Source organism: Bradyrhizobium sp. ORS 86, from assembly GCF_045571475.1.
In the GTDB taxonomy this organism is placed as follows: Bacteria; Pseudomonadota; Alphaproteobacteria; order Rhizobiales; family Xanthobacteraceae; genus Bradyrhizobium.
In genome coordinates this window covers 5,676,786-5,699,752 of sequence record NZ_CP120699.1, presented here as the reverse complement: position 1 = coordinate 5,699,752, position 22,967 = coordinate 5,676,786, and the positions used below count along the sequence as shown (strand labels likewise).

Below are 22,967 nucleotides of genomic sequence, written 5' to 3'. Positions count from 1 at the left end.
ACCGTCCATGTCCTTCAAGAAATTGCTGATTGCCAACCGCGGCGAGATCGCGATCCGCATCGCGCGCGCCGCCGGAGAGAGCGGCCTTGCCACCGTCGCGATCTATCCCGCCGACGATGCGGCCTCGCGGCATCTCCGTTCCGCCGATGAGGCCCGCGAGATCCCCGGGCGCGGCGCGCGGGCCTATCTCGATATCGAGGCGGTGATCGCGGCGGCCAAGGCGGCCGGCTGCGACGCGCTGCACCCGGGCTATGGCTTTCTCAGCGAGAATGCCGAGCTCGCGCGGCGCTGCGCGGAGGAGAAGATCACCTTCGTCGGCCCGTCGCCGGAGGCGCTCGAGCTGTTCGGCGACAAGGCCAAGGCGAAAGCGCTGGCAAAGAAATGCGGCGTGCCGATCATTGCGGGCACGTCAGGTGCGACCGCGCTCGATGAGGCCAAAGCGTTCTTCGCCTCGCTCGGCGCGGACGCCGCCGTCATGATCAAGGCGATTGCCGGCGGCGGCGGCCGCGGCATGCGCGTGGTCGACGACGCGGCCAAGCTGGATGAAGCCTATGCGCGCTGCCAATCGGAGGCCAAGGCCGCGTTCGGCAGCGGCGATGTCTATGTCGAGCGGCTGATCCGGAAAGCCCGCCATATCGAGGTGCAGATCATCGGCGATCGCCACGGCACGATCAGCCATCTCTGGGAGCGCGAATGCACCATCCAGCGCCGCAACCAGAAGCTCATTGAGGTGGCGCCGAGTCCATCGCTGAGCGAGGCCTTGCGGGCGCGCATCATCGAGGCGGCAAAGCAGCTCGCTTCCGCCGCGCGCTACGACAATCTCGGCACCTTCGAATTCCTGGTCGACGACGACGCCGGCGAAGGCGAGGGCGCGTTCGCCTTCATCGAGGCCAATCCGCGGCTGCAGGTCGAGCACACGGTGACGGAGGAGGTGCTCGGCATCGATCTGGTGCGCGCGCAGCTTGCGGTCGCGGCCGGCGCGACGCTGGCCTCGCTCGGGCTCGCGCAAGCCGCGGTGCCGTTGCCGCGCGGCTATGCCATGCAGCTTCGCGTCAATATGGAGGTGATGGACGAGAGGGGATTGACCAAGCCGACTGGCGGCACATTGTCCATGTTCGACCTGCCGTCCGGCCCCGGCGTCCGCGTCGATACCTTCGGCTATTCCGGCTACAAGACCAGCGCGGCCTTCGACTCGTTGCTCGCAAAGGTCATCGTGCATTCGCCGAGCCCAAAGTGGCCTGATGTCGTGCACAAGGCAGCCCGCGCCTTGCGCGAATTCCGGATCGGCGGCGTCGCCACCAACATCCCGTTCCTCGGTGCCGTGCTGGCGCACCAGAGCTTTGTCCGGAACAAGATCAGCACCAACTTCATCGATACCCATGTCGCGGCGCTGGTCGGCGCGGCGAACGATCTTGCCGCGCCGTTGGTCGAAGTGAACCCGGCGGTGGCCGCCACGCTGGAGGCAACCGAGCCTGTGCCGGAAGGCTCGCTTGCGGTGCCGGCGCCCCTGCAAGGCACGATTGTCGCGATCGATGTCGCGGAAGGCGATCTGGTCCGCCCGGGCCAGCAGATCGCGGTGCTGGAATCGATGAAGATGGAGCATCTCGTCACCGCGCCGCATGGTGGCCGTGTGATGAAGATCGCGGGCGGTCCCGGCGTCACCTTGATGCATGGCGAGCCGATCCTGTTCCTCGAACCCGCCGAGGTCGACGGGCACCATGCGGAGGAAGAGGCGGCGATCGATCTCGACTACATCCGCCCTGATCTCGCCGAGCTGATCGCGCGCAAGGCGATCACGCTGGACGAGAACCGCCCGGCCTCGGTCGAGCGCCGCCGCAAGACCAACCAGCGCACCGCGCGCGAGAACGTCGCGCATCTCGTCGACGCGGGCTCGTTCGTCGAATACGGATCGCTCGCGATCGCGGCGCAACGCCGCCGCCGTAAGGTCGAGGACCTCATCAAGAACACGCCGGCCGACGGCCTGATCGCCGGCGTCGCCACCGTCAACGCGAAAGACTTCGGCCCCGAAGGCGCGCGCTGCATGGTGATCGCCTATGACTACACCGTGCTGGCGGGCACGCAGGGCCACATGAACCACAAGAAGATCGACCGCATGCTCACGCTCACCGAGCAGTGGCGGCTTCCGCTGGTGTTTTACGCCGAAGGCGGCGGCGGCCGTCCCGGCGATACCGACCGGCTCGGCATGACCGGCCTCGACGGTCCGTCCTTTGTGCAGTTCGCAAGGCTCTCCGGTCTTGTGCCGGTGGTCGGCATCGTCTCCGGCTACTGCTTCGCCGGCAACGCGGCGATGCTCGGCGTCTGCGACGTCATCATAGCCACCAAGAACGCCTCGATCGGCATGGGCGGTCCCGCGATGATCGAGGGCGGCGGGCTCGGCGTCTATCATCCGGCCGAGGTCGGTCCTGTCTCGTTCCAGGCGCCGAACGGCGTGATCGATATCCTGGTCGAGGACGAGGCCGAGGCGACGACCACGGCGCAAAAATATCTGTCCTATTTCCAGGGACCGGTGAAGGACTGGAAAGCGCCGGACCAGCGGCTGTTGCGCCGCGCGATTCCGGAGAACCGCCTGCGGGTCTACGACGTCCGCAACGTGATCGACTTGATCGCCGACGAGGGCTCGGTGTTGGAGATTCGGCGCGATTTCGGCGTCGGCATGATCACGGCCTTCATCCGCATCGAGGGCAAGCCGTTCGGCCTGATCGCCAACAATCCCAAGCATCTCGGCGGCGCGATCGACGCGCCGGCCGGCGACAAAGCCGCGCGCTTCATGCAGCTCTGCGACGCCTTCGACATCCCGATCGTCTCGCTGTGCGACACGCCGGGCTTCATGGTCGGTCCGGAGGCCGAGAAGACCGCGATCGTGCGTCACGTCGCGCGGATGTTCGTCACCGGCGCGAGCATCACGGTGCCGCTGTTCGGCATCGTGCTGCGCAAGGGCTATGGCTTGGGCGCGCAATCGATGATCGGCGGCGGCTTCCACGCCTCATTCTTCACGGTGGCCTGGCCGACCGGCGAGTTCGGCGGCATGGGGCTGGAAGGCTATGTCCGGCTCGGCTTCCGCAAGGAGATGGAAGCGATCGAGGACCCGGTGGAGCGCGAAAAGTACTTCCAGACCAAGGTCACCGAGCTCTACGCCAACGGCAAGGCGGTCTCGATCGCTTCCGTGCTCGAGATCGACGAGGTGATCGACCCTGCCGACACCCGGCATTGGATCATGGCGGGCCTCCGCTCGGTGCCGACGCCGGAGCCGCGCACGCACCGCAAGCGGCCGTGTATCGACGCGTGGTAGGTGAGGCGAGCGCGCTGGCTGTGACGCGGAGGTTCGTCCCATCGGCCGCCGCAAATTCAGTGTCGTCCCGGCGAACGCCGAGACCCATAGCCAGAAATGCCGATCGTTGTGCGCCGCCGGAATGACGAGTACTGTTCACAATGCACGCCGCAGAGTCTGGGTCCCTGCTTTCGCAGGGACGACAGCGGTGAATCAGGCCGCTACCCCAACCGCAACTCCACATACCCCTTCGCCGCCACCTCGTCGCATCTTGCGCGATACGCCGGCGCGCTGCCGCTGTAGCGGGCGACGATGCGGGTCTGCTTGCCGTCGACGTTGCGGTTGATGCCGGTCATCCAGGAATCGACCTCGTTGGACAGCAGGCCGACACCCAGCTCCTTCACATGATCGGTCCAGTCGGCGGTGCCTTCGGGCGTGGCGTCGAGGAAGGTCAGGCCGTTCTCGACCGCGAAGCGGATGAGGCCGGTGACCCAGTCGACGCTGTATTCGATGCTGCGCGGGATGTTGCCGAGCGCGGTGTGCGGGCCCATCAGCATCATCAGGTTGGGGAAGCCGTCGATCATCAGACCGAGATAGGTCTCGGGTCCGTGCTTCCACTTGTCCTTCAGCAGCGCGCCGCCGGCGCCGCGGAGATCGATCTTGTCGAAGCTGCCGGTGATGGCGTCGAAGCCGGTCGCATAGATGATGATGTCGAAGGCGTAGTCCTTCGCGCTGGTGCGGATGCCCTCGGGCGTGATGCGCTCGATCGGCGTCTCCTTGAGATCGACCAGTTCGACACTGTCGCGGTTGTAGACCTCGTAATAGAAGGTCTCGAGCGGCAGGCGCCGCGTCCCGAAGCCGTGGTTCTTCGGGATCAGCTTGTCCGCCACCGCCTGGTCCTTGACGCGTTCTCTGATCTTCCGCGCCACGAAATCGCTGATCGTCGCATTGGCCTTGCGGTCGATCAGGATGTCCCTGAAATTGCCCTGCCAGATGCCGAAGCCGCGCTCGCCATAGAGCTTCTCGTAGAACGCCTCGCGTTCTTCGTCGGTGACCTCGAACGCGCCGCGCGGGTCAGGGGTATGGACGAAGCAGGCAAAGGTCTCCTTGCAGCGCGCGAAGATCTCGGGATAGCCGGCCTTGATCTTCGCCTGGGTCTCGGCTTCGATCTTGCCGTTGTGCAGCGGCGCCGCCCAGTTGGCGGTGCGCTGGAACACGGTGAGATGTCCGACCTCGCCGGCGATGGTCTGGATGGTCTGGATGCCGGTCGCGCCGGTGCCGATCACCGCGACGCGCTTGCCGGCGAAGTCCACCGTCTGCTTCGGCCAGCGCGCGGTATGGAAGGATTGGCCCTTGAAGCTGTCGCGGCCCTCGATGCGCGGCAGCGTCGGCGTCGACAAGGGGCCGATCGCGGTGATCAGGAAGCGGCAGGTGTGGTGCGCGCCGTTTTCGAGCGTGACCGTCCAGCTTCGCGTCTCGTCCTGGTAGATCGCAGCGGTGACCCGGCTCTCGAACTGGATGTCGCGGCGCAGATCGAACTTGTCGGCGACATAGTTGCAATAGCGTAGCGTCTCCGGCTGGCCGGCGAAATGCTCCGACCATTCCCATTCCTCGAGCAGCTCCTTGGAGAAGGAGTAGCCGTAGGAATAGCTCTCGGAATCGAAGCGCGCGCCGGGATAGCGGTTCCAGTACCAGGTGCCGCCGACGCCGGTGCCGGTCTCGAACACGCGAACGCGCAGGCCCATCTCGCGCAGCCGGTAGAGCTGATACATGCCGGAGAGCCCGGCGCCGATGATGATGACGTCGTAGTCGAGCGCAGCCGTCTGCGACGGGGCGTGATCCTGGCGCGGTGCGGCCACCTGTCGTTGCTCCCTGACCTGTTGATTGCCGCCAAGGCTAGCCGGTCTCGCCGCGGCCGACAAACCGCGCAGAGCGGGGCAGCTATCGCGATTTGCGGGGTTTACCCGCGCACGCGACATAAGGTGCGGCGGACAACGCGCGCCGTGCCTTTACTCGACGTCGGGATTTCCTCTATCGTTGTTGCGATTTTACGCACGTCATTCCGGGACGGTCCGCAGGACCGAACCCAGAATCTCGAGATTCCGCGATGCGCAATTTGCGCATCTGTGGTCTGGTCAAGGAATAAGAATGAAGAACGATCCCGTTGACGTCCTCATCATCGGCGCCGGCGCGTCCGGTGCTGCGGTGGCCTGGAGCCTCGCCGACACCAAGATGCATATCCTCTGCCTCGATCAGGGCGGCTGGATGAACCCGGCGGACTATCCGAGCACGGGCCGCGACTGGGAGGCGAAATTCTACGGTGACTGGTCGACCAGCCCGAATATCCGCCGCCGGCCCGAGGACTATCCGATCAACGACGACAATTCCCCGATCAAGGTCGTCAATTTCAACGGCGTCGGTGGCTCGACGGTGATGTACACCGCGCACTGGCCGCGGCTGCATCCCTCCGATTTCAAGGTCAAGACGCTCGACGGCGTCGCCGACGACTGGCCGATCGACTACAACGCGCTCACCCCGTTCTACGAAGAGAACGACCGCATGATGGGCACGTCGGGCCTGTCAGGCGATCCGCTGTCGCCCCTGACCCATCCGCCGATGCCGCCGCAGCCGCTCGGCCTGTCCGGTCCTTTGATCGGCAAGGCGATGAACAAGCTCGGCTGGCACTGGTGGCCTTCGGACACCACGGTGGCGACGATGGACTACGAGGGCAGGGCGCGCTGCATCAATCTCGGCCATTGTACGCCGGCCTGCGCGCAAGGCGCGAAAGCATCGACCGACATCACCTACTGGCCGCATGCGATCCGCGCCGGGGTCGAGCTCAAGACGCATTGCCGGGTGCGCGAGATCCTGACCAATGAGCACGGCATGGCCTCCGGCGTCGTCTATTACGACAAGGATGGCGTCGAGCAGTTTCAGCCGGCCGAGGTGGTGATCATCGCCTGCAATGGCGTCGGCACGCCGCGGCTGCTGCTCAACTCCGTCTCCGGCAAGTTTCCGAACGGCCTCGCCAACTCGTCCGGCCTGGTCGGCAAGAACCTGATGTTCCACCCTTACGCGCAGATCTACGGCTTCGTGCAGGAGCCGACCGATAGCAACCGCGCGCCGCCGACCTGCCTGTGGAGCAAGCAGTTCTACGACACGGATCTGTCGCGCGGCTTCGTGCGTGGCTACGGCATCCAGTTCGGCCGCGGCGCCGGGCCGGTGTTCGAGGCGGTCGCGAGCGAGCAGAAAGGCATCCTGCCGTGGGGCGCGGACCATCACCGTGTCTTCCGCAAGCTCAACGGTCACCGCCTCGCGGTCTCGGCGATCTGCGAGGACCTGCCGGAAGAGCACAACCGCGTCACGCTCGATCCCGTATTGAAGGACGGCCATGGCATCCCGGCGCCGAAGATCGACTACACGATCAGCGCAAACAGCCGGAAGATGATGGACCATGCCTTGGCGCGCGGCCGGGAGATTCTCGAAGTTGCCGGCGCCACCGACATCTGCATCAACGATCCGATCCCGTGGGGCGGCTGGCATCTGCTCGGTACCGCACGGATGAGCACCGATCCGTCGCGTTCCGTGGTCAACGAATGGGGCCGCTCGCACGACGTGAAGAATCTCTTCATCGTCGACGGCAGCATCTTCGTCACCTCCGGTGGCGTCAATCCGACCTCCACCATCCAGGCCCTCGCGCTCTACATCGCCGACCAGATGAAGCAGCGTCTTGCCAATCTGTTCGACTGAGGTTCGCCATGTCCCACAGCAATGAACTGACCGCAGCCCAGCGCGCCGACCTTCGCATCATCGCCGCGATGATCGTTCCCGAAAGCGCCGAGTACAAGGTACCGGGCGCCGATGATCCCGCAATCCAGGCCGACATGCTCGCAACGCTCGGCCGCGACACCGCGCCGGTCGCGCAGGCGCTGGACCATCTGGCGCGGCTCGCCGGCAGGCCGCTCGCCGAGCTCGACGACGCCAGGCGCGATGCCGTGGCAAAGGAGTTTCGTGCCAGCAGCGGGGCTGTGGCCGCGACGCTCGTCCGCGTGGTGCTGCAGTGCTACTACCGGGACGATCGCGTGCTGCGCTCGCTCGGCCTCGAGCTCCGCGCGCCATTCCCGAAGGGGCATGTGTTGCCCGAAGGCGACTGGTCGCTGCTCGACCCGGTCAGGGCGCGCGGCGGCACGCTGCGGCGGGCGCCCTAGCAGGGCTGGCCTGCGCCAGATGTAACCACTTGCGGCGGCGGGAACCGGTCACCATCTGAGGAGACCAAAGGACTCTCGTCATGTTAGATTTTACCTCAGATATCGCCGATGACAGGCCGTCATCGCGAACGGCCGATGCTGCCCGGGAGGATGACCGGGTTTTGCTGGATGCCTATTCCAATGCGCTGATCGACGTGACCGAACGCGTCGGCCCGGCGGTGGTGCGGGTCGAAACCGGACCGAAGGTGCGCAATGCCCGCGAGCGCGGCGGGCTCGGCTCGGGCATCGTGATCTCGCCCGATGGGCTCGTGCTGACCAACAGCCATGTGGTCGGATCGTCGAAGGAGATCCGGCTTCGTGACACCGAGGGCTTCGTCACCGACGCGCATGTGCTCGGTGTCGATCCCGACACCGACCTCGCATTGCTGCGGGCCGATGGCGCGCGCGATCTGCCCTATGCCTCGCTCGGTAACTCCAAGACCTTGCGGCGCGGCCAGCTCGTGGTCGCGATCGGCAATCCGCTCGGCTTTGAATCGACCGTGACCGCCGGCGTGGTATCGGCGCTGGGCCGCTCGATCCGTTCGGTCAGCGGACGGACCATCGAGGACGTGATCCAGACCGATGCCGCGCTCAATCCCGGCAATTCCGGCGGGCCGCTGGTGTCGTCGAAGGCGGAGGTGATCGGCATCAACACCGCGATCATCAATGGCGCGCAGGGCATCTGCTTTGCGGTCGCCAGCAACACCGCGCAGTTCGTGCTGTCGGAGATCATCCGCCACGGCTATGTCCGCCGCGCCTATATCGGCGTCGCCGGCCAGACCGCGCCGGTGCCGCGGCGGCATGCCGTGCTCGCCGGCGTCGAGAACAAGATGGGCGCGCTGCTGATGCAGATCGAACCCGACAGTCCTGCCGCGCGGGCAAGCCTGCTGCCCGGCGACGTCGTCATCAGGCTCGACGGCATCGAGATCAACGGCGTCGACGATCTGATCCGCGCGCTCGATCACAGCCGGATCGGCCGGACCCTGTCGATGGACGTGCTGCGCCTCGGCCGTCTTCGTGCGATCGATATTCATCCGATCGAGCGCAAGCCTGCGAAACAGTGACGACAATCCTAGCCGCGCGTGAGGTGCACCCTCTCCTCTCATGTCCGCCGTAGCCTTGGCGAAGGCGGATGTGGGAGAGGGTGGCGAAATCGAGCGAAGCGAGATGAAGCCGGGTGAGGGATTCTATCCGCGAGTTCGTCTGCCGAGAGAACCCCTCATCCGGCGCCGTAGCCGACGCTCCGCGTCGGCGTTGCTTAGAAACGGCGGCCATTAGCCGCCTGTGCCACCTTCTCCTACAAGGGGAGAAGGAAAGTGGAGTCTGTGGCAGCGCTACCGCAACGCCGCCAACAGTTCGTCGGGCTGCTCGACCATCATCATGTGGCCGGCAGCACCACAATGCGGGCATTCGGCGTCGCGGCATCGTCCGCCAAACTGCGCCTTCGCCATCCGAGGCGTGCCGCTGGCACCCGCGTGGAAATTCTTTCCGACCACCTGCGTGGTCGTGCTCGTAAGCGTTTTGGCTACGCGATCCGTGTGGACCGACTAGGCTAGGGCGTGTACGCATAAACGTGCAAAATGTCGGGTCTTGGAGGCGAAGCGGAAATCTTGTGCTCGTCCTGAGCTTTACGGGGTGTGACCCAACTCGGACATTTACGTCTCAGGCACCCCGGCCATACGCATGCCCTCACAGATGCGCTCGCGTCCAGCGAGATATGCCGCATTGTCGCTTGAGGCGGTGGTGCGCAAGCGGCGGATAGTGAAAGTCGAGTTGAGAACAAGTCCAGCATTCACGGCGGCCTGTGCCTGATCTAGCTTGCCGAGCAGCGCGAGCGCTGCAGCCAGCTGAAAATGAGCAACGGCGTGATTTCGATTTGCCTCTAGGCACCGCTGCAGCCAAGCGATTGCTTCGGCATCGGCGCCGATCTGCAACTTGGCGATGCCAACAAACTGCATCCAGCGAAACGCGCCAGTATCACGAGGAGAAAGGCGGAATGCTTCGTTGACGTGCGCTTCGGTTTCCGCGCCAAGACCAAGAAAATATTTCCCCAAGCCGATGCAGGCGTGAGCTTCGGCCAAATTGCGATCAAGCGTCAATGCCTGTTCACATTCGCGAATGCCTTGAGCGGGACGGTTCGTAACCATCTGGACGACGCCCAGAAACAGATGGGCCAGAGCATACCTCGGAGCCATCGACAGAGCCTTGGTCAGTGCAGCCTCGGCCGCTGCGAGGAGAGCGTCACGGTTGTCAACCATGGAGGTCGAAGCACATGTCACGTCGACCCTTCCTGTTCCGACCAGCGCGTCAACATTGTCGGGATCAAGCGCCAAGGCACGTTCGTAAAAGTGCCGCCCTTGCATCATGTACTCGGACGTCATCCCCTTGTTGAGGCAAGCTTCCCCCTGAAAAAGCAAATCCAATGCGTCCGGATTGAGCGAACGCTCGGCTCTCCGGGCCGCAGCCTCAATAAGTTGAGTATTCAATGTGTTGGCGAGTCTCGATACGATTTCGTCTTGCATATCGAAAAGATCAGCAACGGGTTCGTCGAAGCGTTCGGCCCAAAGGTAATTGCCGGTCTCTGCGTCGATCAGTTGCACATTCACTCGCAGCCGGTTGCCGCCTCGCTGCACCGAGCCCTCGAGCACGTAGCGAACGTTCAATTCGCGGCCGATCTGTTTGAGGTCGACCGCTTTGCCTTTGTACGTGAATGCGGTGTGTCGGCCGATCACGAACGAGCCTGAGATGCGCGACAAGTCGGTCGTGAGGCTCTCGGTCACACCATCGACGAAGTAGTCTTGCTTGGGGTTGCCGCTGAGGTTGAGGAAAGGCAGCACAACGATGGAGAGACGAGGCGGTGAAAGCAGGTTCGGCTTGGCGCGAGCACCCTGTATTGTCCGGTTCGATCCGTCCCCGACCATGGCATAGGCTCGGACCGGGGAAGCGATGTTTTTGAGATTTTGCTCGCCCATATCGGAAAACTCAGCCCCAACCTTACCTCGGACTTGATCGTAAGCAGAAGCCGAGATGCAGATGCCGCCCGGCTCCGCGATGCTCTCAAGCCGCGCCGCAATGTTAACGCCGTCTCCAAAGACATCATGGGGCTCGACGATTACGTCGCCGATATTGATGCCCACGCGGAAGGCAATGCGCCTGTCTTCCTCGCAGATAGTAAGTTCCTTGATGCGGGTCTGGAACTGCACGGCAGCGCGTACCGCTTCGACCGCGCTCGGAAACTCCGCCAAGAACCCGTCACCGGTGTTCTTCACGATACGGCCGCCGTGCTCCGCAATCGCAGGGGCGACAGTGTCCGCGAGGAGCGCCGTTAGCCTAGCGTGGGTAGCCTCATCATCATCATGCATGAGCCGCGAATAGCCAGCCACATCGGCGGCCAAGATCGCCGATAATCTGCGTTCAACCCGCACTGGCCGTTCTTGTACCATTGGCCCGCAATCTAATCGACGGCGCACTCTATGATGGATCCGACGGCAGTGCCAGACGTGCTCTGATCGGATGCCCACCCTAGGTGATGTCGCCTTCTGGCCCTTCGCGACGTGTTGCGCCGCCACAGGACCTCGGTCGCAAACGGGGCATAGCGGAAGTTCACGGACAGCTGAGTGTTGCAGAGGGCGACGCTCGTGACCCATTGTGGACCTCGCTTTTGCGTTGGTCCGTGGTTTCAGATAGTCTTCCGTCTCAACTGCAACCTGAGGACGAGCTAGTGAACTTTCCTCGCATGGCTGTATTCATCGCGGCGCTTTTCTCGGCTGGGGTAGCGGCGCTTCCGCTTCTGGTTGCCCCTCCGGCTGGATGCCCCGGCTGGCATCTTTCCTGGTCCGAAGGCACGCCGTGGGGTTTGTTGGTGGGATGGCCGCTTGCGACACCAGCGCTTCCGCTTTTCATCGCCATTCGGTGGGACTGGTCTATTCGAAAACAGGCTGAAGCTGACAGTTCGCCAGTACTGATGCCGAGTGAGTACGTGTTGGCTCGCCCTTGTCTTCTCGGAGCCACATGGTCCCAAATTCCGTCGTTGATGGTCCTCGACTGCTTAATCAGGTAGCTGCCGCGATGTCTTGCAAGCGAGCTTTCTATCAATGATCAAGCGTGGTCTGTCGGTATTCGATCCGCCTAAAGACCTGGCCGACGCCTCTGGCGTCACACCAAAGCTGGGTGAAGACGAGCGGGTTTAGGCACGCCAGGATGGTTCAGTACTTTCTTCTGCTCAACGGCAGTTCCTACGTGGGGAGCGTTTTTCCTGGCGCTTTTTGCGTACCATGGAATCTATACGCTAACACCCGAGCAACACGCCATTGAAGGGCTCGTAAGAGGACGATGGATCGTTGTCTGTGTGATAATCATATTTGCTTTCATACCTCAGTTATTCGCGCTGCACATAGGCGGCGCCTTTGCGTATATTCTCACGACAAGACGAATGATGGTGAAAGTAGATCAGACGAGAATGCTCGTCAGATTGCTTAGGTATTTCAGGAGCGTCGCCGACACGGATGGCTTTGCTTCCTATGATTTGAGATACCTCAACGGCGCTCGTGTCTATGCCGGCTTGTGGAGCTACGGAAATGTAAGCGTCCGCTGTTATGTTGGCTCGTTCGGTGAACTCAGACACGAAATATATGAATCCGAGCCAGTTTTTCGTGACCGCAGATTCGTAAAAGTCTGGCGCAGATTGCCTCACTTCCGTTTGGCCGAGACACCTTGCAACGTGTACTTCGGTATCAAGGATGTGGGCAGGCTTGGTGATGTTCTAAATGACCAATGCGCGGCTGATGTTGAGCGCACAGCTTCCCGGCGACGCTGACACGAAAGCTAAAGGTCATCGGGACTATTCGGCGGACTGCTCTAAGTTATAAGCATGTCCGGAAGTGGCCCTTCGCATCGTTTCGCGGGCGTGCAACAACTGGGTCGCTTTTAGGTCAGAGCGGACATCGAATGGCGGGCAGAACCGGCTGGCTCAGTCGAGAATGACCCATAGCGGACAACGTCCTCACGCACCTTGATGACCCACTTCATTGTGAGATCCTTCGTCATCTCGACGCTGGACGGCTCGGTCCCACACATGTAGGTAGTCATCGGAGCACTCTACCATGGGTCGTGTCTAATGGCCGATGCTGCTAAAGTTCTTAGGGATGGGCTTGCCGCTTTCAACAACAAGGATTTGACTACGGCGGAGCGCTTATTCAAGCGCGTCATTAAGGCCGATCCATCGAATGCTGCGGCTCTCAATCTGATAACTGTCACTATGATGGCCACCGGGCGCTTTGCTGAAGCGCAGCCGTACATCGAGAGGGCAACATCGATAAATCCGAGTTCCGACGTCTCGTTTTACAACTACGGAATTATCTTGAAGCACCTGAACAGTCCCAGACAAGCGCTGGAAAAGTTCACCAAGGCCCTCGCTCTCAATCCAAACGTTGCCGCGACCTGGAACAACAGAGGAGCCACATATAACGACCTTGGCGAGCACCACGCTGCGTTAAGGGATTTCGATAAAGCGATATCGCTGAACCGTGCTTACGCGGAGGCTTATACAAATCTGGGCAACACGCTTGTAATGCTGAAGCGTTCCTTGGATGCCGTTGTTGCTTACCAGAAGGCGCTATCGATAAACCCTCGCCTAGCAGAAGCCTTGTTTGGCCTAGGGAACAGCTTTTACGACCTCAATCGGTATGACGAAGCCTTCCATGCCTATGATGGTGCGTTTTCAATCAATCCCCACTTGAGCGACGTCGAAGGTGCGCGGCTCCATACGAAAATGCGTCTTTGCGATTGGAACGCCTTAGAAGTGGACCTCAATCGGCTGACGGCGTCGATCCGGTCGGGCAAGCCAGTTTGTGGCCCGTTCGCATTGCTCTCACTCACGGACTCTCCGGAAGACCATCTCAGTTGCGCCCGAGCGTGGACGACAAAACGGCACCCAAGCGCATCTAAGCCGATGGCGCGCGGCGGCCCCCTTCACCACGAAAAGATTCGTCTAGCTTATGTCTCAACGGATTTCCGCGAACATGCTACCGCACACCTCATTTCAGAACTATTCGAGTCGCATGACAAGACACGATTCGAGCTATTTGCCTATTCCCTCGGCCCGGACGATAGCTCGAAGGTGCGCGCTCGGATAGTAAGTGCATTCAATCACTTTGTATCGTGTGAAGATCGTACTGACGCCGATGTTGCGCGCATCATCGCGGACGCGGAGATTGACATACTTGTCGATCTGAATGGATTCACCAAAGGCGCGCGCACAAACATTCTTGCACATCGTCCGGCCCCGATACAGGTGAACTATTTGGGCTATCCCGGGACTATGGCAGCTCCCTACATTGACTACATCGTCGGCGATGCAAGCATTCTGTCTGCGGCCGATCACGCGGCTTACTCGGAGAAGCTGATTGTTCTTCCGAATAGCTATCAACCGAACGATCGCATGCGGCAAATTGCCAGCAGCGCTATTGCAAGGAGCGATTTTGGTCTTCCTGAAGAGCAATTTGTCTTTTGCTGCTTTAATAACGGCTTCAAGATTTTGCCCGCAACGTTTGCGCGCTGGATGCGCATCCTGAAAGCCGTGGAAGGAAGCGTGCTCTGGTTGTTGGCCGACAATCAAACAGCCATGCAGAATCTTCGGAAGGAAGCGGAGGCACGGGGGGTAGAGCCGACCAGATTGGTATTCGCAAGCCGTATGAAGCCCGCGGAACATCTTGCGCGACACCGCCTTGCGGATCTCTTTCTAGATACGCTGCCATACAATGCGCACACAACGGCGAGTGATGCGCTTTGGGCTGGTTTGCCCGTGCTGACCCAGCATGGAAAGACATTTGCGGGCCGAGTTGCTGCGAGCTTATTGATTGCAGTCGGCTTACCGGAACTCATCACTCGAACGTCGGAAGAGTACGAATCACTTGCGATCCAACTAGCCACAAATCCTCATAGGCTGGCGAGCATCAGGGCTAAGCTTGCGAGTGGTCGAGCTACAGCGCCTCTGTTTGATACTGAGTCCTACGCAAATCACATAGAAGCCGCGTATCGATCAATGTACGACAGATATCAGGCAGGCCTGCTACCGGATCACATTTTGATGCATGCTTGAAATGGCGCCAGGGCCGTGTTTGTCGCATCATGGCCCCTCTCGGACTTACGGCAATGTCCGCTTTCGCGCTCCTGTCAAGGCCATAGCAGACATCCAACGCGCGTGATCCGAGCCGCCTCGATTTATGAGTACATGCCCTGGCTCGTGGTAGTCGATTATCTCCACGTCCTCCGGACCCGGTCCACCTGAACACGACCCGCCATTGGTACCGATCGAGTGCTTACCCGCCAAGTCGCCCTTGCAATGGCATGAGAATTTTCGGCCGCAATCGCGACGGACGCGTACGCGTAGGCGCTGGGGTGCAGAATTTCGGAATAATAGAAGATATCGCTGAGTTGCCCGACACGTCAAGTTGCTTGTCCGAGTGCCGGCGGCCGCCCTGCTACTTTGCATGGGGTTGTTTTCGATATTTGGGGGTGCTCACCTTCGCGGAGGCAGACGTCCTATCCGTCGCAGACGTCGTCCGGGCCACCGCAACCGCCCGAGCGCAAGCCCGCGAAACAGTGAGGGGCGCGCTGACATCAGACCCTCATGGTGAGGAGCCGCCAACGGGTCCGCGCGAAGCGCGGCCCGATGACAGGCTCCGCGGCGTCTCGAACCATGAGGCCCTGACTGTGGCCTCATCCTTCGAGACGCGCGTTCCGCGCTCCTCAGGACGAGGGGTGAGAGGTGAGTGCGGTTACCGCAGCGCCGCCAGCAGCTCGTCGGGCTGCTCGACCATCATCATGTGACCGGCACCTCGCAGCACCACCGTGCGGGCGTTCGGCGTCGCGGCGGCGAGCGCCTTGCCGGCCTTGGCGGGGGTCATCATGTCGCGCTCGCCGAGGATGAAGGTCGCGGGCACCTTGACCGCGGCCGCGGCGGCGAGCGCGTTCTGGTAGGCGTTGCAGGCGTTGAGGTCGTTGTACAGCACACCGGGCCTCGCCTCCTGCAGCACCCTCTGCGCGCCCTGGTGCATCCATAAGCCCGGCGCGAGGCTGCCGCCGAGCTCGGCCTTGAAGCCGAGGCCCCAGATCGACACCATGTCGATCGCGGCGGGATCGTTGGCCTCGGCGGCCTTCAGGAGATCGGGGCCGACCGTCATGGTGGCGGCGGTGCCGATCAGCGCGAGGCCTGACACCTTGTCGGGGTGCCGTGCGGAGGTCTCGAGGGCGATCAGCGAGCCCATGGAATGGCCGATCAGCCGAGCCTTCGGCGCACCGGCCGCCGCGATCAGCGCCGCGGTCCAGTCGGCCATCTCGGCGATGGTCGGTAGCGGCTTGCCTGACGAGCGGCCATGGCCCGGCAGGTCGGGCGCCAGCACGGAGAAGCCGTGGTGGGCAAACCAGCGGCTGTGCAGCGCCCAAGTCGAGGAATCGAAGCCCGCGCCATGGATCATCACCACCGCGGCGAGCTGCGGATCGAACGGCTTGCCGCCGGTGGCGATGAAGGTGTCGGAGCCGTTGACGGAAAGCTGCATGGCCTAAGTCCTTTGCGAGGCGCGCAGCGCCTGGCCGAGATCGTCGATGATGTCTTGTGCGGTTTCGATGCCGACCGACAGCCGCACCAGTTCCTCGCCGATGCCGGCGGCCTTGAGCTGCTCGGCGTCCATCTGCTGATGCGTGGTGCTGGCGGGATGGATCACCAGCGTCTTGGCGTCGCCGACATTGGCGAGATGGCTGATCAGCTTCAGCGACTCGATGAACTTCTTGCCGGCGGCGCGGCCGCCCTTGATGCCGAAGCTGACGATCGAGCCGGCCCCGCGCGGCAGCAGCTTCCTGGCCAGCGCATGATCCGGATGGGTCTCCAACGCCGGATGCAGCACCCAGTCGACCGCCTTGTTGGCGGCGAGGGCGTCGAGCACGGCGTGGGTGTTGCTCATGTGGCGGTCCATGCGGACACCGAGCGTCTCGATGCCCTGCAGGAGCTGGAAGGCGTTGGTCGGCGACAGGCAGGCGCCGAAGTCGCGCAGGCCCTCGGTGCGGGCGCGCATGATGAAGGCAGCCTTGCCGAACTGCTCGTCGAAGACGATGCCGTGATAGCCAGCATAGGGCTCGGTGAGCTGCGGGAACTTGCCGGACGCGCGCCAATCAAAGCGGCCGCCATCGACGATGACGCCGCCGATCGCGATGCCGTGGCCGCCCATCCACTTGGTTGCCGAGTTCATGCTGATGTCGGCACCGAGCTCGATCGGCCGGCTCAGATAGGGCGTCGCGAACGTGTTGTCGATCAGCAGCGGGATCTTCGCATCACGCGCGATTTGTGCCACCGCGGGGATATCGAGCACCTCGAGGCCGGGATTGCCGATGGTCTCGCCGATCACGAGCCGCGTATTCGGTCTGATCGCGGCACGGAAGTCGTCGAGCGCGCGTGGCTTCACGAAGGTGGTGGTGATGCCGAACCGCGGCAGCGTGTGCGCGAGCAGGTTGATGGTGCCGCCATAGAGCGAGGCGGAGGCGACGATGTGGTCGCCGGCGTTGAGCAGCGTCGCGATCGCAAGATGCATCGCGGCCATCCCGCTCGCGGTACAGATCGCGCCGACGCCGCATTCGAGCGCGGCGATGCGCTCTTCCAGGACGGCGGTGGTCGGGTTGGAGATGCGCGTATAGATGTGGCCGGCGCGCTCCAGGTTGAACAGTGCGGCGGCGTGATCGGCATCCTGGAACACGTAGGACGTGGTTTGATAGATTGGAACCGCGCGCGAGCCGGTCGCGGGATCGGGCCGCTGGCCGGCATGCAGGCTCAGGGTTTCGAAGGCAGGCGGCTTGGGTGCGGGCATGCGAAACTCGTCGTCGGGTCAGTCGATGGAAGAAGCGTTCGCGTCGGTTTAGACGTGAACTGCGGTGCGAACACGGCCGGCATTGCCGAACACGCGCAAATAGCGCTCGACCTCGGAGGGGATGCCGGTCGCCTTCTCCGGATTGTCGGAGAGTTTTACGGCGGGCCGGCCGTCGACCGACGTCACCTTGCAGACGATCGAGATCGGGTCGAGCTCGGCGGAGCCGTCGGGCGCGCAGCCGACGAAATCATTGGTGAGGTTGGTGCCCCAGCCGAAACTGATGCGGACGCGTCCCTTGAAGTGGTGGAACGTCTCCTCGATCGAGCCGACATCCATCGCGTCGGAGAACACCAAAAGCTTCTCCTTCGGATCGCGGCCCTTCTGCTTCCACCACTTGATGATCTCTTCGCCCGCCGTGATCGCCGGCGCGCTGTCGGGACGAAAGCCGGTCCAGTCCGCCACCCATTCCGGCGCATCGCGCAGGAACGGCTTGGTGCCGAACGCGTCGGGCAGGGCGACCAGGAGGTTGCCGCCGTAGGTGTGACGCCACTGGTCGAGAACGCGATAAGGCGCCCAGCGTAGCTCCTCGTCGGAATTGGCGAGTGCGGCGGCCACCATCGGCAGCTCGTGCGCGTTGGTGCCGATCGCCTCGAGGTCGTTGTCCATCGCCAGCAGGACGTTCGAGGTTCCGGTGAAGCACGGACCGAGGCCTTCCTTCACCGCCTCGACGCACCAGCGCTGCCAGAGGAAGCCGTGGCGGCGGCGCGTGCCGAAATCGGACAGGCGCAGCCCGTCGAGCTTGCGCAGCCGCTCGACCTTGGTCCACAGCTTGGCCTTGGCGCGGGCGTAGAGCACATCCAGCGCGAAGCGGCCATAGACCTTGGTCGCCGCGCGGGAGCGCAGCTCATTGAGGATCGCGAGCGCCGGAATCTCCCACATCGTGGTGTGGGTCCACGGCCCGTGGAAATGCAGCTCATACTGGCCGTCGACCTTCCTCAGCTCGTATTCGGGCAGGCGGAAGGTCGAGAGCCAGTTGATGAAATCGGGCGAGAACATCTGGGTCTTGCCGTAGAACGTGTTACCGGCGAGCCAGATCAGCTCCTTTTTGGAGAAGCGGATGGAGCGGGCGTGGTCGAGCTGGGCGCGCAATTCGCCCTCGTCGATGACCTCGGCGAGCTTGATATGGGTCGAGCGGTTGATCACCGAAAAGGTCGTACGGGTGTCCGGGTAGCATTCCCGGATCATTCGCTGCATCAACAGCTTATAGAAATCGGTGTCGAGCAGGCTGCGCACGATCGGATCGAGCCGCCAGCCGTGGTTGTAGGTCCGGGTTGCAATATCTGTGACCGTCATACCGGAACTTTACCGTGCCGCAGGCCGCCCGCCCAGTGGGTTTCGGCCGGAACATGGCAGCTCAGCGCGCTATGTTCTGGCGGATACGGCCGACCGTTTGGGCAATATCCGTCCATTCCGGCCGGTCGGGGGCGAATTGCCGCCTCAGGAAGGAGACGAGCTCGGCGACCTGGCGGTCGGTCATGCTGTCCTTGAAGGCCGGCATATAGCCGAGATCGGTAACCGCCGGCTTGGCGATGCCGTGCAGGATCACCTGGATCAAGTTGTCGGGCGTGTCGCTGTGCAGATTGCTGTTCAGCGCCAGCGACGGCCGGCTGCCGAACAGCGGCGGTCCGCCGACCTCGTGGCAGACCGCGCAGGCGCCCTGATAGATCCGCCCGCCCGTCGAGCCGGCCGTGGTCACGGCGGTGGCGGCTTCGAGCCGCGCGGCCAGCGCCTCGTGAGCATGCCGATCGATAGCGGTCTCGTTAAACGAGGCGAGATAGACCGCCATCGCGCGGATGTCCTGATCGGGTAGCGCGGCGAGCTCCTTCACGACCGGCGCCATCGGCCCTGCAGCGACGCCGTGGAGGCGGGACTCGCCGGTGCGCAGATAGGCGTACAGCTCGTCCTCGCTCCACGGGATCGGCGCCTTCGACAGCGAGGTCAGCGCCGGCGCCTCCCAGCCCTCGGCAAAGCCGCCGGCGAGATAGGCGCCCTGCCGCTCCGCGCCGAGCGCATTGCGCGGCGAGTGGCAGGCGCTGCAATGGCCCAGACCCTCGATCAGATAGGCGCCGCGATTCCATGCCTCGGATTTTGCGGGATCGGGCCGGAAGGGACTTGCCTGATGGAACAGCGCGTTCCATCCGGCAAGCAGTGGGCGCAGGTTGAATGGAAACGCCAATGCGTTCTTCGGTGTCTCGGCTCGCACGGGCGCCTGCGCCATCAGATAGGCGTAGAGCGCCTGCAGGTCGGCATCATCAGCTCTGGCGAAATGCGTGTAGGGAAAGGCCGGATAGAGGTGTCGCCCGCCGCGATGGATGCCCTCGCGCATGGCGCGCTCGAAGGCGGGATAGGACCAGTCGCCGATGCCGGTGTCGACATCGGGCGTGATGTTGGTGGCGTAGATCGTGCCGAACGGCGTCTCCAGCGGACGTCCGCCTGCGTTCAGAACTCCGCCATCAGAGGTGTGGCAGACTGCGCAGGCGCCGAGCGCCGCGAGCTCCTTGCCGCGCGCGATCGTCGCGGCCGAATAGACTGATGCGTCGGGCCGGGCGATCGGCGCAATCGCGCGCCACGGCAGCATGGCCGCGCCGACGCCGATGGCCGCGGCGCAGGCGGCCGCAACGCCGGCCAGCAGGCCAACCCGCTTGATGAATGGATTTCGCCATCGCTCGGGCGGAGCGGGCTTGGGCGAAGGAAGGGAAGCGGGAGCTTCGCGCTGCTCGCCGCGCAATCCCTTCAGAATGCGTTCCGGCGTGAACGGCAATTCGCGAAAGCGCACGCCGGTCGCGTCATAGATTGCATTTGCGATCGCGGCGGCGCTCGGCACGGACGCGGACTCGCCGACGCCGAGCGGCGGCTGGTCCTGCCGCGGCAGCGTCAGCACGTCGATCTCAGGCACGTCGGGGAATTTGATGATCGGGTAGGCGCCCCATTCCCGCGCGGTCACCGCGCCGCGCTCGAAGGACACCTCCTCCATCAGCGCGCGGCTGGTCGACTGGATGACGTTGCCTTCGATCTGGTGCCGCACGCCGTCCGGATTGATCATTAATCCGGAGTCCTGACCGGCGACGACGCGCGTTACGCTGACATCGCCGGTCGCCTTGTTGACGGCCACGTCGGCGATCCACGCCGACCATGCCGCGCCATAGCCGGGAAACTTGCTATGCACGTACAGCGCATAGGCAAAGCCGCGGCCGCGCACGATGTCGCCTTCGGCCTCCCGCTCCTTGCGCACCGGGCGCGGCGTCCAGCCGGCGCGCTCGGCGACCGCATTGACGAGATCGATCGCGCGCTCGTCCTTCAGATAGCGCAGCCGGTACTCGATCGGATCGACTTCGGCTTCGGCGGCGAGCTCGTCGATATAGGACTCATGGGCAAATGTGTTCGGCAGCGCCGAGACGCCGCGGAGCCAGGACGCGCGCACGATCGGCGGCATGTCGTTCACGACCACGCGCATATTGTCGTAGTCGTAGGGCGGGATTGCGGTCCGGTCGCCCATCTCGAACACGACCGCCTCAGGCGCGATCCGCCCGGTCAGCAGCAGCGCCAGCGTCGGGGCTCCGTTCGAGGGATAGCGCGTGGCAAAATCGTAACCGGCGACGCTGCCGTCGGCGTTGAGCCCGCCGTTGACGTCCATCAGTTGCGCGGCGCCCTTCGGCTCCCACGCGAGCTCCTGCTCACGGCTGAGCTGAACGCGGACCGGGCGGCCGACCGCGCGCGACAGCAACAGCGCATCGGCAGAAACATCATCGGCGCAGTTGCGGCCGTAGCAGCCGGCGGCCTCCATCCGGATCACGTCGATCTCGCTCTCGGGCCGATCGAGCAGAAGGGCAAGGTCGCCACGCAGGATGTGCGGGTTCTGCGTGCCGGACCAGACGCGGATTGTGCCATCGCTGTAGTCGGCGACCGCGCAGGACGGGCCGATCGAGCCGTGCATCTGGTACGGCCAGACATAGGTTCGCTGCATCGGTTTCGCAGCCGCCTTGATCGCGGCGTCGACGTCGCCTTTGTCGATCAACTGGCGCGGCGTCGAGGGATTGGCACGCAATGCTTTCTCGACCTCGCCGAGATCGGTCAGCGCCGGACCCGGCTTCCAGGTCACTTTGAGTTGGGCCGCCGCCTTGACTGCGTTCTCCTCGCGCTCCGCGACCACACCGACGAAATCGCCGATCCGCACTAGAGCGACGACGCCCGGAATGTGCCGCACGGAGGACTCGTCGACGGCGCTCAGGCTGGTGCCGACGAAGGGGCCGGCATCGACACCGGCATAGGGCGGGCGGACGACGCGCCCGTGCAGCATGCCGGGCAGGCGGACGTCATGGACGTAGACCGCCTCGCCGGTGGCTTTCGCAGGCAGATCGACGCGCGGCACCGACTTGCCGACGATGGAATAGGAATTCACCGCCTTGAGGGGAACGTCGTCAGCCAGTTCAAGCCGGATGGTCTCGTTGGCAATCAGTTCGCCATAACTGACACTGCGATTGTCCTTGCCGCGGATCAGGCCGTCTTCGATCGAGAGATCGTCGACGGGCAATTCCAGTCGCTCCGCGGCGCGCGCGACCAGGAAGTGCCGCGCTTGAGCTGCGGCCTTGCGCAAGGGAATGGCGGTGATCTGGATCGTCTCGCTTGCGATTGTCGCGCCCTGGTTCGGAACCACGGCGGTGTCGCCGAGCACGACGACGACGCGGGCGAAGGACACGTCGAGCTCTTCGGCGACGATCTGGCCCAGCGCGGTGCGGATGCCGGTGCCGAGATCGACGTGGCCGTTGTAGGCGTTCACCGCGCCGTCGGCGGTGATCGTGATGAACGTCTCGAATGCGCCGTCCGCGCCCTGTGTCAAGGGTCGAACGACCGACAGCGAGCCGCGCGGGCGTTGCTCTGATGCGCTCAACGCTGTCATCAATCGCGTGCCTCGAGCGGATGTCCGGCGGCGCGCATCGCGGCTCTGACAATCTCGATATGCGCGCCGCAGCGGCAGAGATTGTAACGCAGCGCTTCCAGCACCTGGTGCTCGGCGGGAGATGGATTGCGCGCGAGCAGCGCCTTGGTGGTGATGATCATGCCGTTGAGGCAGTAGCCGCATTGCGCAGCCTGCTCGCGGATGAAGGCTTCCTGCACGGGATCGGGATGCTCGCGCGTGCCGAGGCCTTCGAGGGTGACGATGCTGCGTCCCGTGCAGCCTTCGATCGGAATCACGCAGGCGCGCGCCGCGACGCCATCGATCAGCACCGCGCAGGCGCCGCACTCGCCGAGCCCGCAGCCGTATTTCGGTCCGTTCAGTTCGAGATCATTGCGCAGCACGTAAAGCAACGCGGTGTCGGGAGCGGCGTCGACATCATGGTTCCTGCCGTTCACGGTCAGGCGCATTGCCTTGGTTCTCCCCTCGCGTTTGCGCTGCAATGTCAGCGTCAAATCGCCGATGAGGATAACGTTTGTGTACAAACGTGCAAGCGGCGGCATGCCGCGCTGCAGTGTGTGCCCGCTTTATGAACAGGGCGCGCAGCAAATGAGCTATTA

At 63.5% G+C, this 22,967-nt stretch carries 13 protein-coding genes; 6 read left to right on the top strand and 7 right to left on the bottom strand.

The window, feature by feature from the left end:
• Nucleotides 1-7 precede the first annotated feature (7 nt).
• Entirely contained in the window at nucleotides 8-3,310 is a 3,303-nt protein-coding gene (locus P6U25_RS26285) for a carboxyl transferase domain-containing protein (protein ID WP_407147668.1), read from the top strand.
• 200 nt (nucleotides 3,311-3,510) lie between these two features.
• Here P6U25_RS26285 and P6U25_RS26280 read toward each other — a convergent pair whose 3' ends face one another.
• Nucleotides 3,511-5,148, bottom strand: a complete 1,638-nt coding sequence (locus P6U25_RS26280; protein ID WP_407147667.1) for a flavin-containing monooxygenase — start codon at nucleotides 5,146-5,148, stop codon at nucleotides 3,511-3,513.
• A 289-nt stretch (nucleotides 5,149-5,437) separates the two neighbouring features.
• Here P6U25_RS26280 and P6U25_RS26275 point away from each other — a divergent pair, with 289 nt between their 5' ends.
• The 4 genes from P6U25_RS26275 to P6U25_RS26260 all read left to right on the top strand — a co-directional run bounded on the left by P6U25_RS26275 (nucleotide 5,438) and on the right by P6U25_RS26260 (nucleotide 9,092).
• Nucleotides 5,438-7,039: a GMC family oxidoreductase gene (locus P6U25_RS26275; RefSeq protein WP_407147666.1), complete on the top strand. Its 1,602-nt coding sequence runs from the start codon at nucleotides 5,438-5,440 to the stop codon at nucleotides 7,037-7,039.
• An 8-nt stretch (nucleotides 7,040-7,047) separates the two neighbouring features.
• A complete protein-coding gene (locus P6U25_RS26270) occupies nucleotides 7,048-7,497 on the top strand; it encodes a hypothetical protein (RefSeq protein ID WP_407147665.1) in 450 nt (149 codons plus the stop codon).
• Nucleotides 7,498-7,577: 80 nt separating this feature from the next.
• Nucleotides 7,578-8,600 (top strand): S1C family serine protease, encoded by a 1,023-nt coding sequence (locus P6U25_RS26265; protein ID WP_407147664.1) that lies wholly within the window; start codon nucleotides 7,578-7,580, stop codon nucleotides 8,598-8,600.
• A gap of 252 nt (nucleotides 8,601-8,852) precedes the next feature.
• The gene (locus P6U25_RS26260) at nucleotides 8,853-9,092 is read left to right on the top strand and encodes a hypothetical protein (RefSeq protein ID WP_280976623.1); all 240 of its coding nucleotides are present in this window, start codon (nucleotides 8,853-8,855) and stop codon (nucleotides 9,090-9,092) included.
• A gap of 99 nt (nucleotides 9,093-9,191) precedes the next feature.
• Here the strand turns inward: P6U25_RS26260 and P6U25_RS26255 are convergent, their stop codons facing one another.
• A complete protein-coding gene (locus tag P6U25_RS26255; protein ID WP_407147663.1) occupies nucleotides 9,192-10,979 on the bottom strand; it encodes an adenylate/guanylate cyclase domain-containing protein in 1,788 nt (595 codons plus the stop codon).
• 1,673 nt (nucleotides 10,980-12,652) lie between these two features.
• Between P6U25_RS26255 and P6U25_RS26250 the strand changes: the two genes are divergently transcribed.
• Nucleotides 12,653-14,635, top strand: coding sequence for a tetratricopeptide repeat protein (locus tag P6U25_RS26250; protein ID WP_407147662.1), 1,983 nt, complete (start codon nucleotides 12,653-12,655; stop codon nucleotides 14,633-14,635).
• A 679-nt stretch (nucleotides 14,636-15,314) separates the two neighbouring features.
• Here the strand turns inward: P6U25_RS26250 and P6U25_RS26245 are convergent.
• From P6U25_RS26245 to P6U25_RS26225, 5 genes are all read right to left on the bottom strand, one after another.
• Nucleotides 15,315-16,094: an alpha/beta fold hydrolase gene (locus P6U25_RS26245; RefSeq protein ID WP_407147661.1), complete on the bottom strand. Its 780-nt coding sequence runs from the start codon at nucleotides 16,092-16,094 to the stop codon at nucleotides 15,315-15,317.
• Nucleotides 16,095-16,097: 3 nt separating this feature from the next.
• Nucleotides 16,098-17,393 carry an O-acetylhomoserine aminocarboxypropyltransferase gene (locus P6U25_RS26240; protein ID WP_407147660.1) on the bottom strand — a complete coding sequence of 432 codons (1,296 nt, stop codon included), beginning with the start codon at nucleotides 17,391-17,393 and terminating at the stop codon, nucleotides 16,098-16,100.
• 48 nt (nucleotides 17,394-17,441) lie between these two features.
• The gene (gene pncB / locus P6U25_RS26235; RefSeq protein ID WP_407147659.1) at nucleotides 17,442-18,746 is read right to left on the bottom strand and encodes a nicotinate phosphoribosyltransferase; all 1,305 of its coding nucleotides are present in this window, start codon (nucleotides 18,744-18,746) and stop codon (nucleotides 17,442-17,444) included.
• A 61-nt stretch (nucleotides 18,747-18,807) separates the two neighbouring features.
• Complete coding sequence (locus P6U25_RS26230) at nucleotides 18,808-22,350, bottom strand: molybdopterin cofactor-binding domain-containing protein (RefSeq protein ID WP_407147658.1); 3,543 nt, start codon at nucleotides 22,348-22,350, stop codon at nucleotides 18,808-18,810.
• The gene (locus P6U25_RS26225) at nucleotides 22,350-22,817 is read right to left on the bottom strand and encodes a (2Fe-2S)-binding protein (protein WP_407147657.1); all 468 of its coding nucleotides are present in this window, start codon (nucleotides 22,815-22,817) and stop codon (nucleotides 22,350-22,352) included. The genes P6U25_RS26230 and P6U25_RS26225 overlap by 1 nt, the downstream gene beginning before the upstream one ends.
• Between the last annotated feature and the right edge of the window lie 150 nt (nucleotides 22,818-22,967).

Coding starts and splice junctions, on each gene's coding strand:
- P6U25_RS26275 (WP_407147666.1), top strand. CDS start 5,438: ATGAAGAACGATCCCGTTGACGTCCTCATCATCGGCGCCGGCGCGTCC.
- P6U25_RS26240 (WP_407147660.1), bottom strand. CDS start 17,393: ATGCCCGCACCCAAGCCGCCTGCCTTCGAAACCCTGAGCCTGCATGCC.
- P6U25_RS26255 (WP_407147663.1), bottom strand. CDS start 10,979: ATGGTACAAGAACGGCCAGTGCGGGTTGAACGCAGATTATCGGCGATC.
- pncB (WP_407147659.1), bottom strand. CDS start 18,746: ATGACGGTCACAGATATTGCAACCCGGACCTACAACCACGGCTGGCGG.
- P6U25_RS26250 (WP_407147662.1), top strand. CDS start 12,653: ATGGCCGATGCTGCTAAAGTTCTTAGGGATGGGCTTGCCGCTTTCAAC.
- P6U25_RS26225 (WP_407147657.1), bottom strand. CDS start 22,817: ATGCGCCTGACCGTGAACGGCAGGAACCATGATGTCGACGCCGCTCCC.
- P6U25_RS26230 (WP_407147658.1), bottom strand. CDS start 22,350: ATGACAGCGTTGAGCGCATCAGAGCAACGCCCGCGCGGCTCGCTGTCG.
- P6U25_RS26265 (WP_407147664.1), top strand. CDS start 7,578: ATGTTAGATTTTACCTCAGATATCGCCGATGACAGGCCGTCATCGCGA.
- P6U25_RS26285 (WP_407147668.1), top strand. CDS start 8: ATGTCCTTCAAGAAATTGCTGATTGCCAACCGCGGCGAGATCGCGATC.
- P6U25_RS26245 (WP_407147661.1), bottom strand. CDS start 16,094: ATGCAGCTTTCCGTCAACGGCTCCGACACCTTCATCGCCACCGGCGGC.
- P6U25_RS26270 (WP_407147665.1), top strand. CDS start 7,048: ATGTCCCACAGCAATGAACTGACCGCAGCCCAGCGCGCCGACCTTCGC.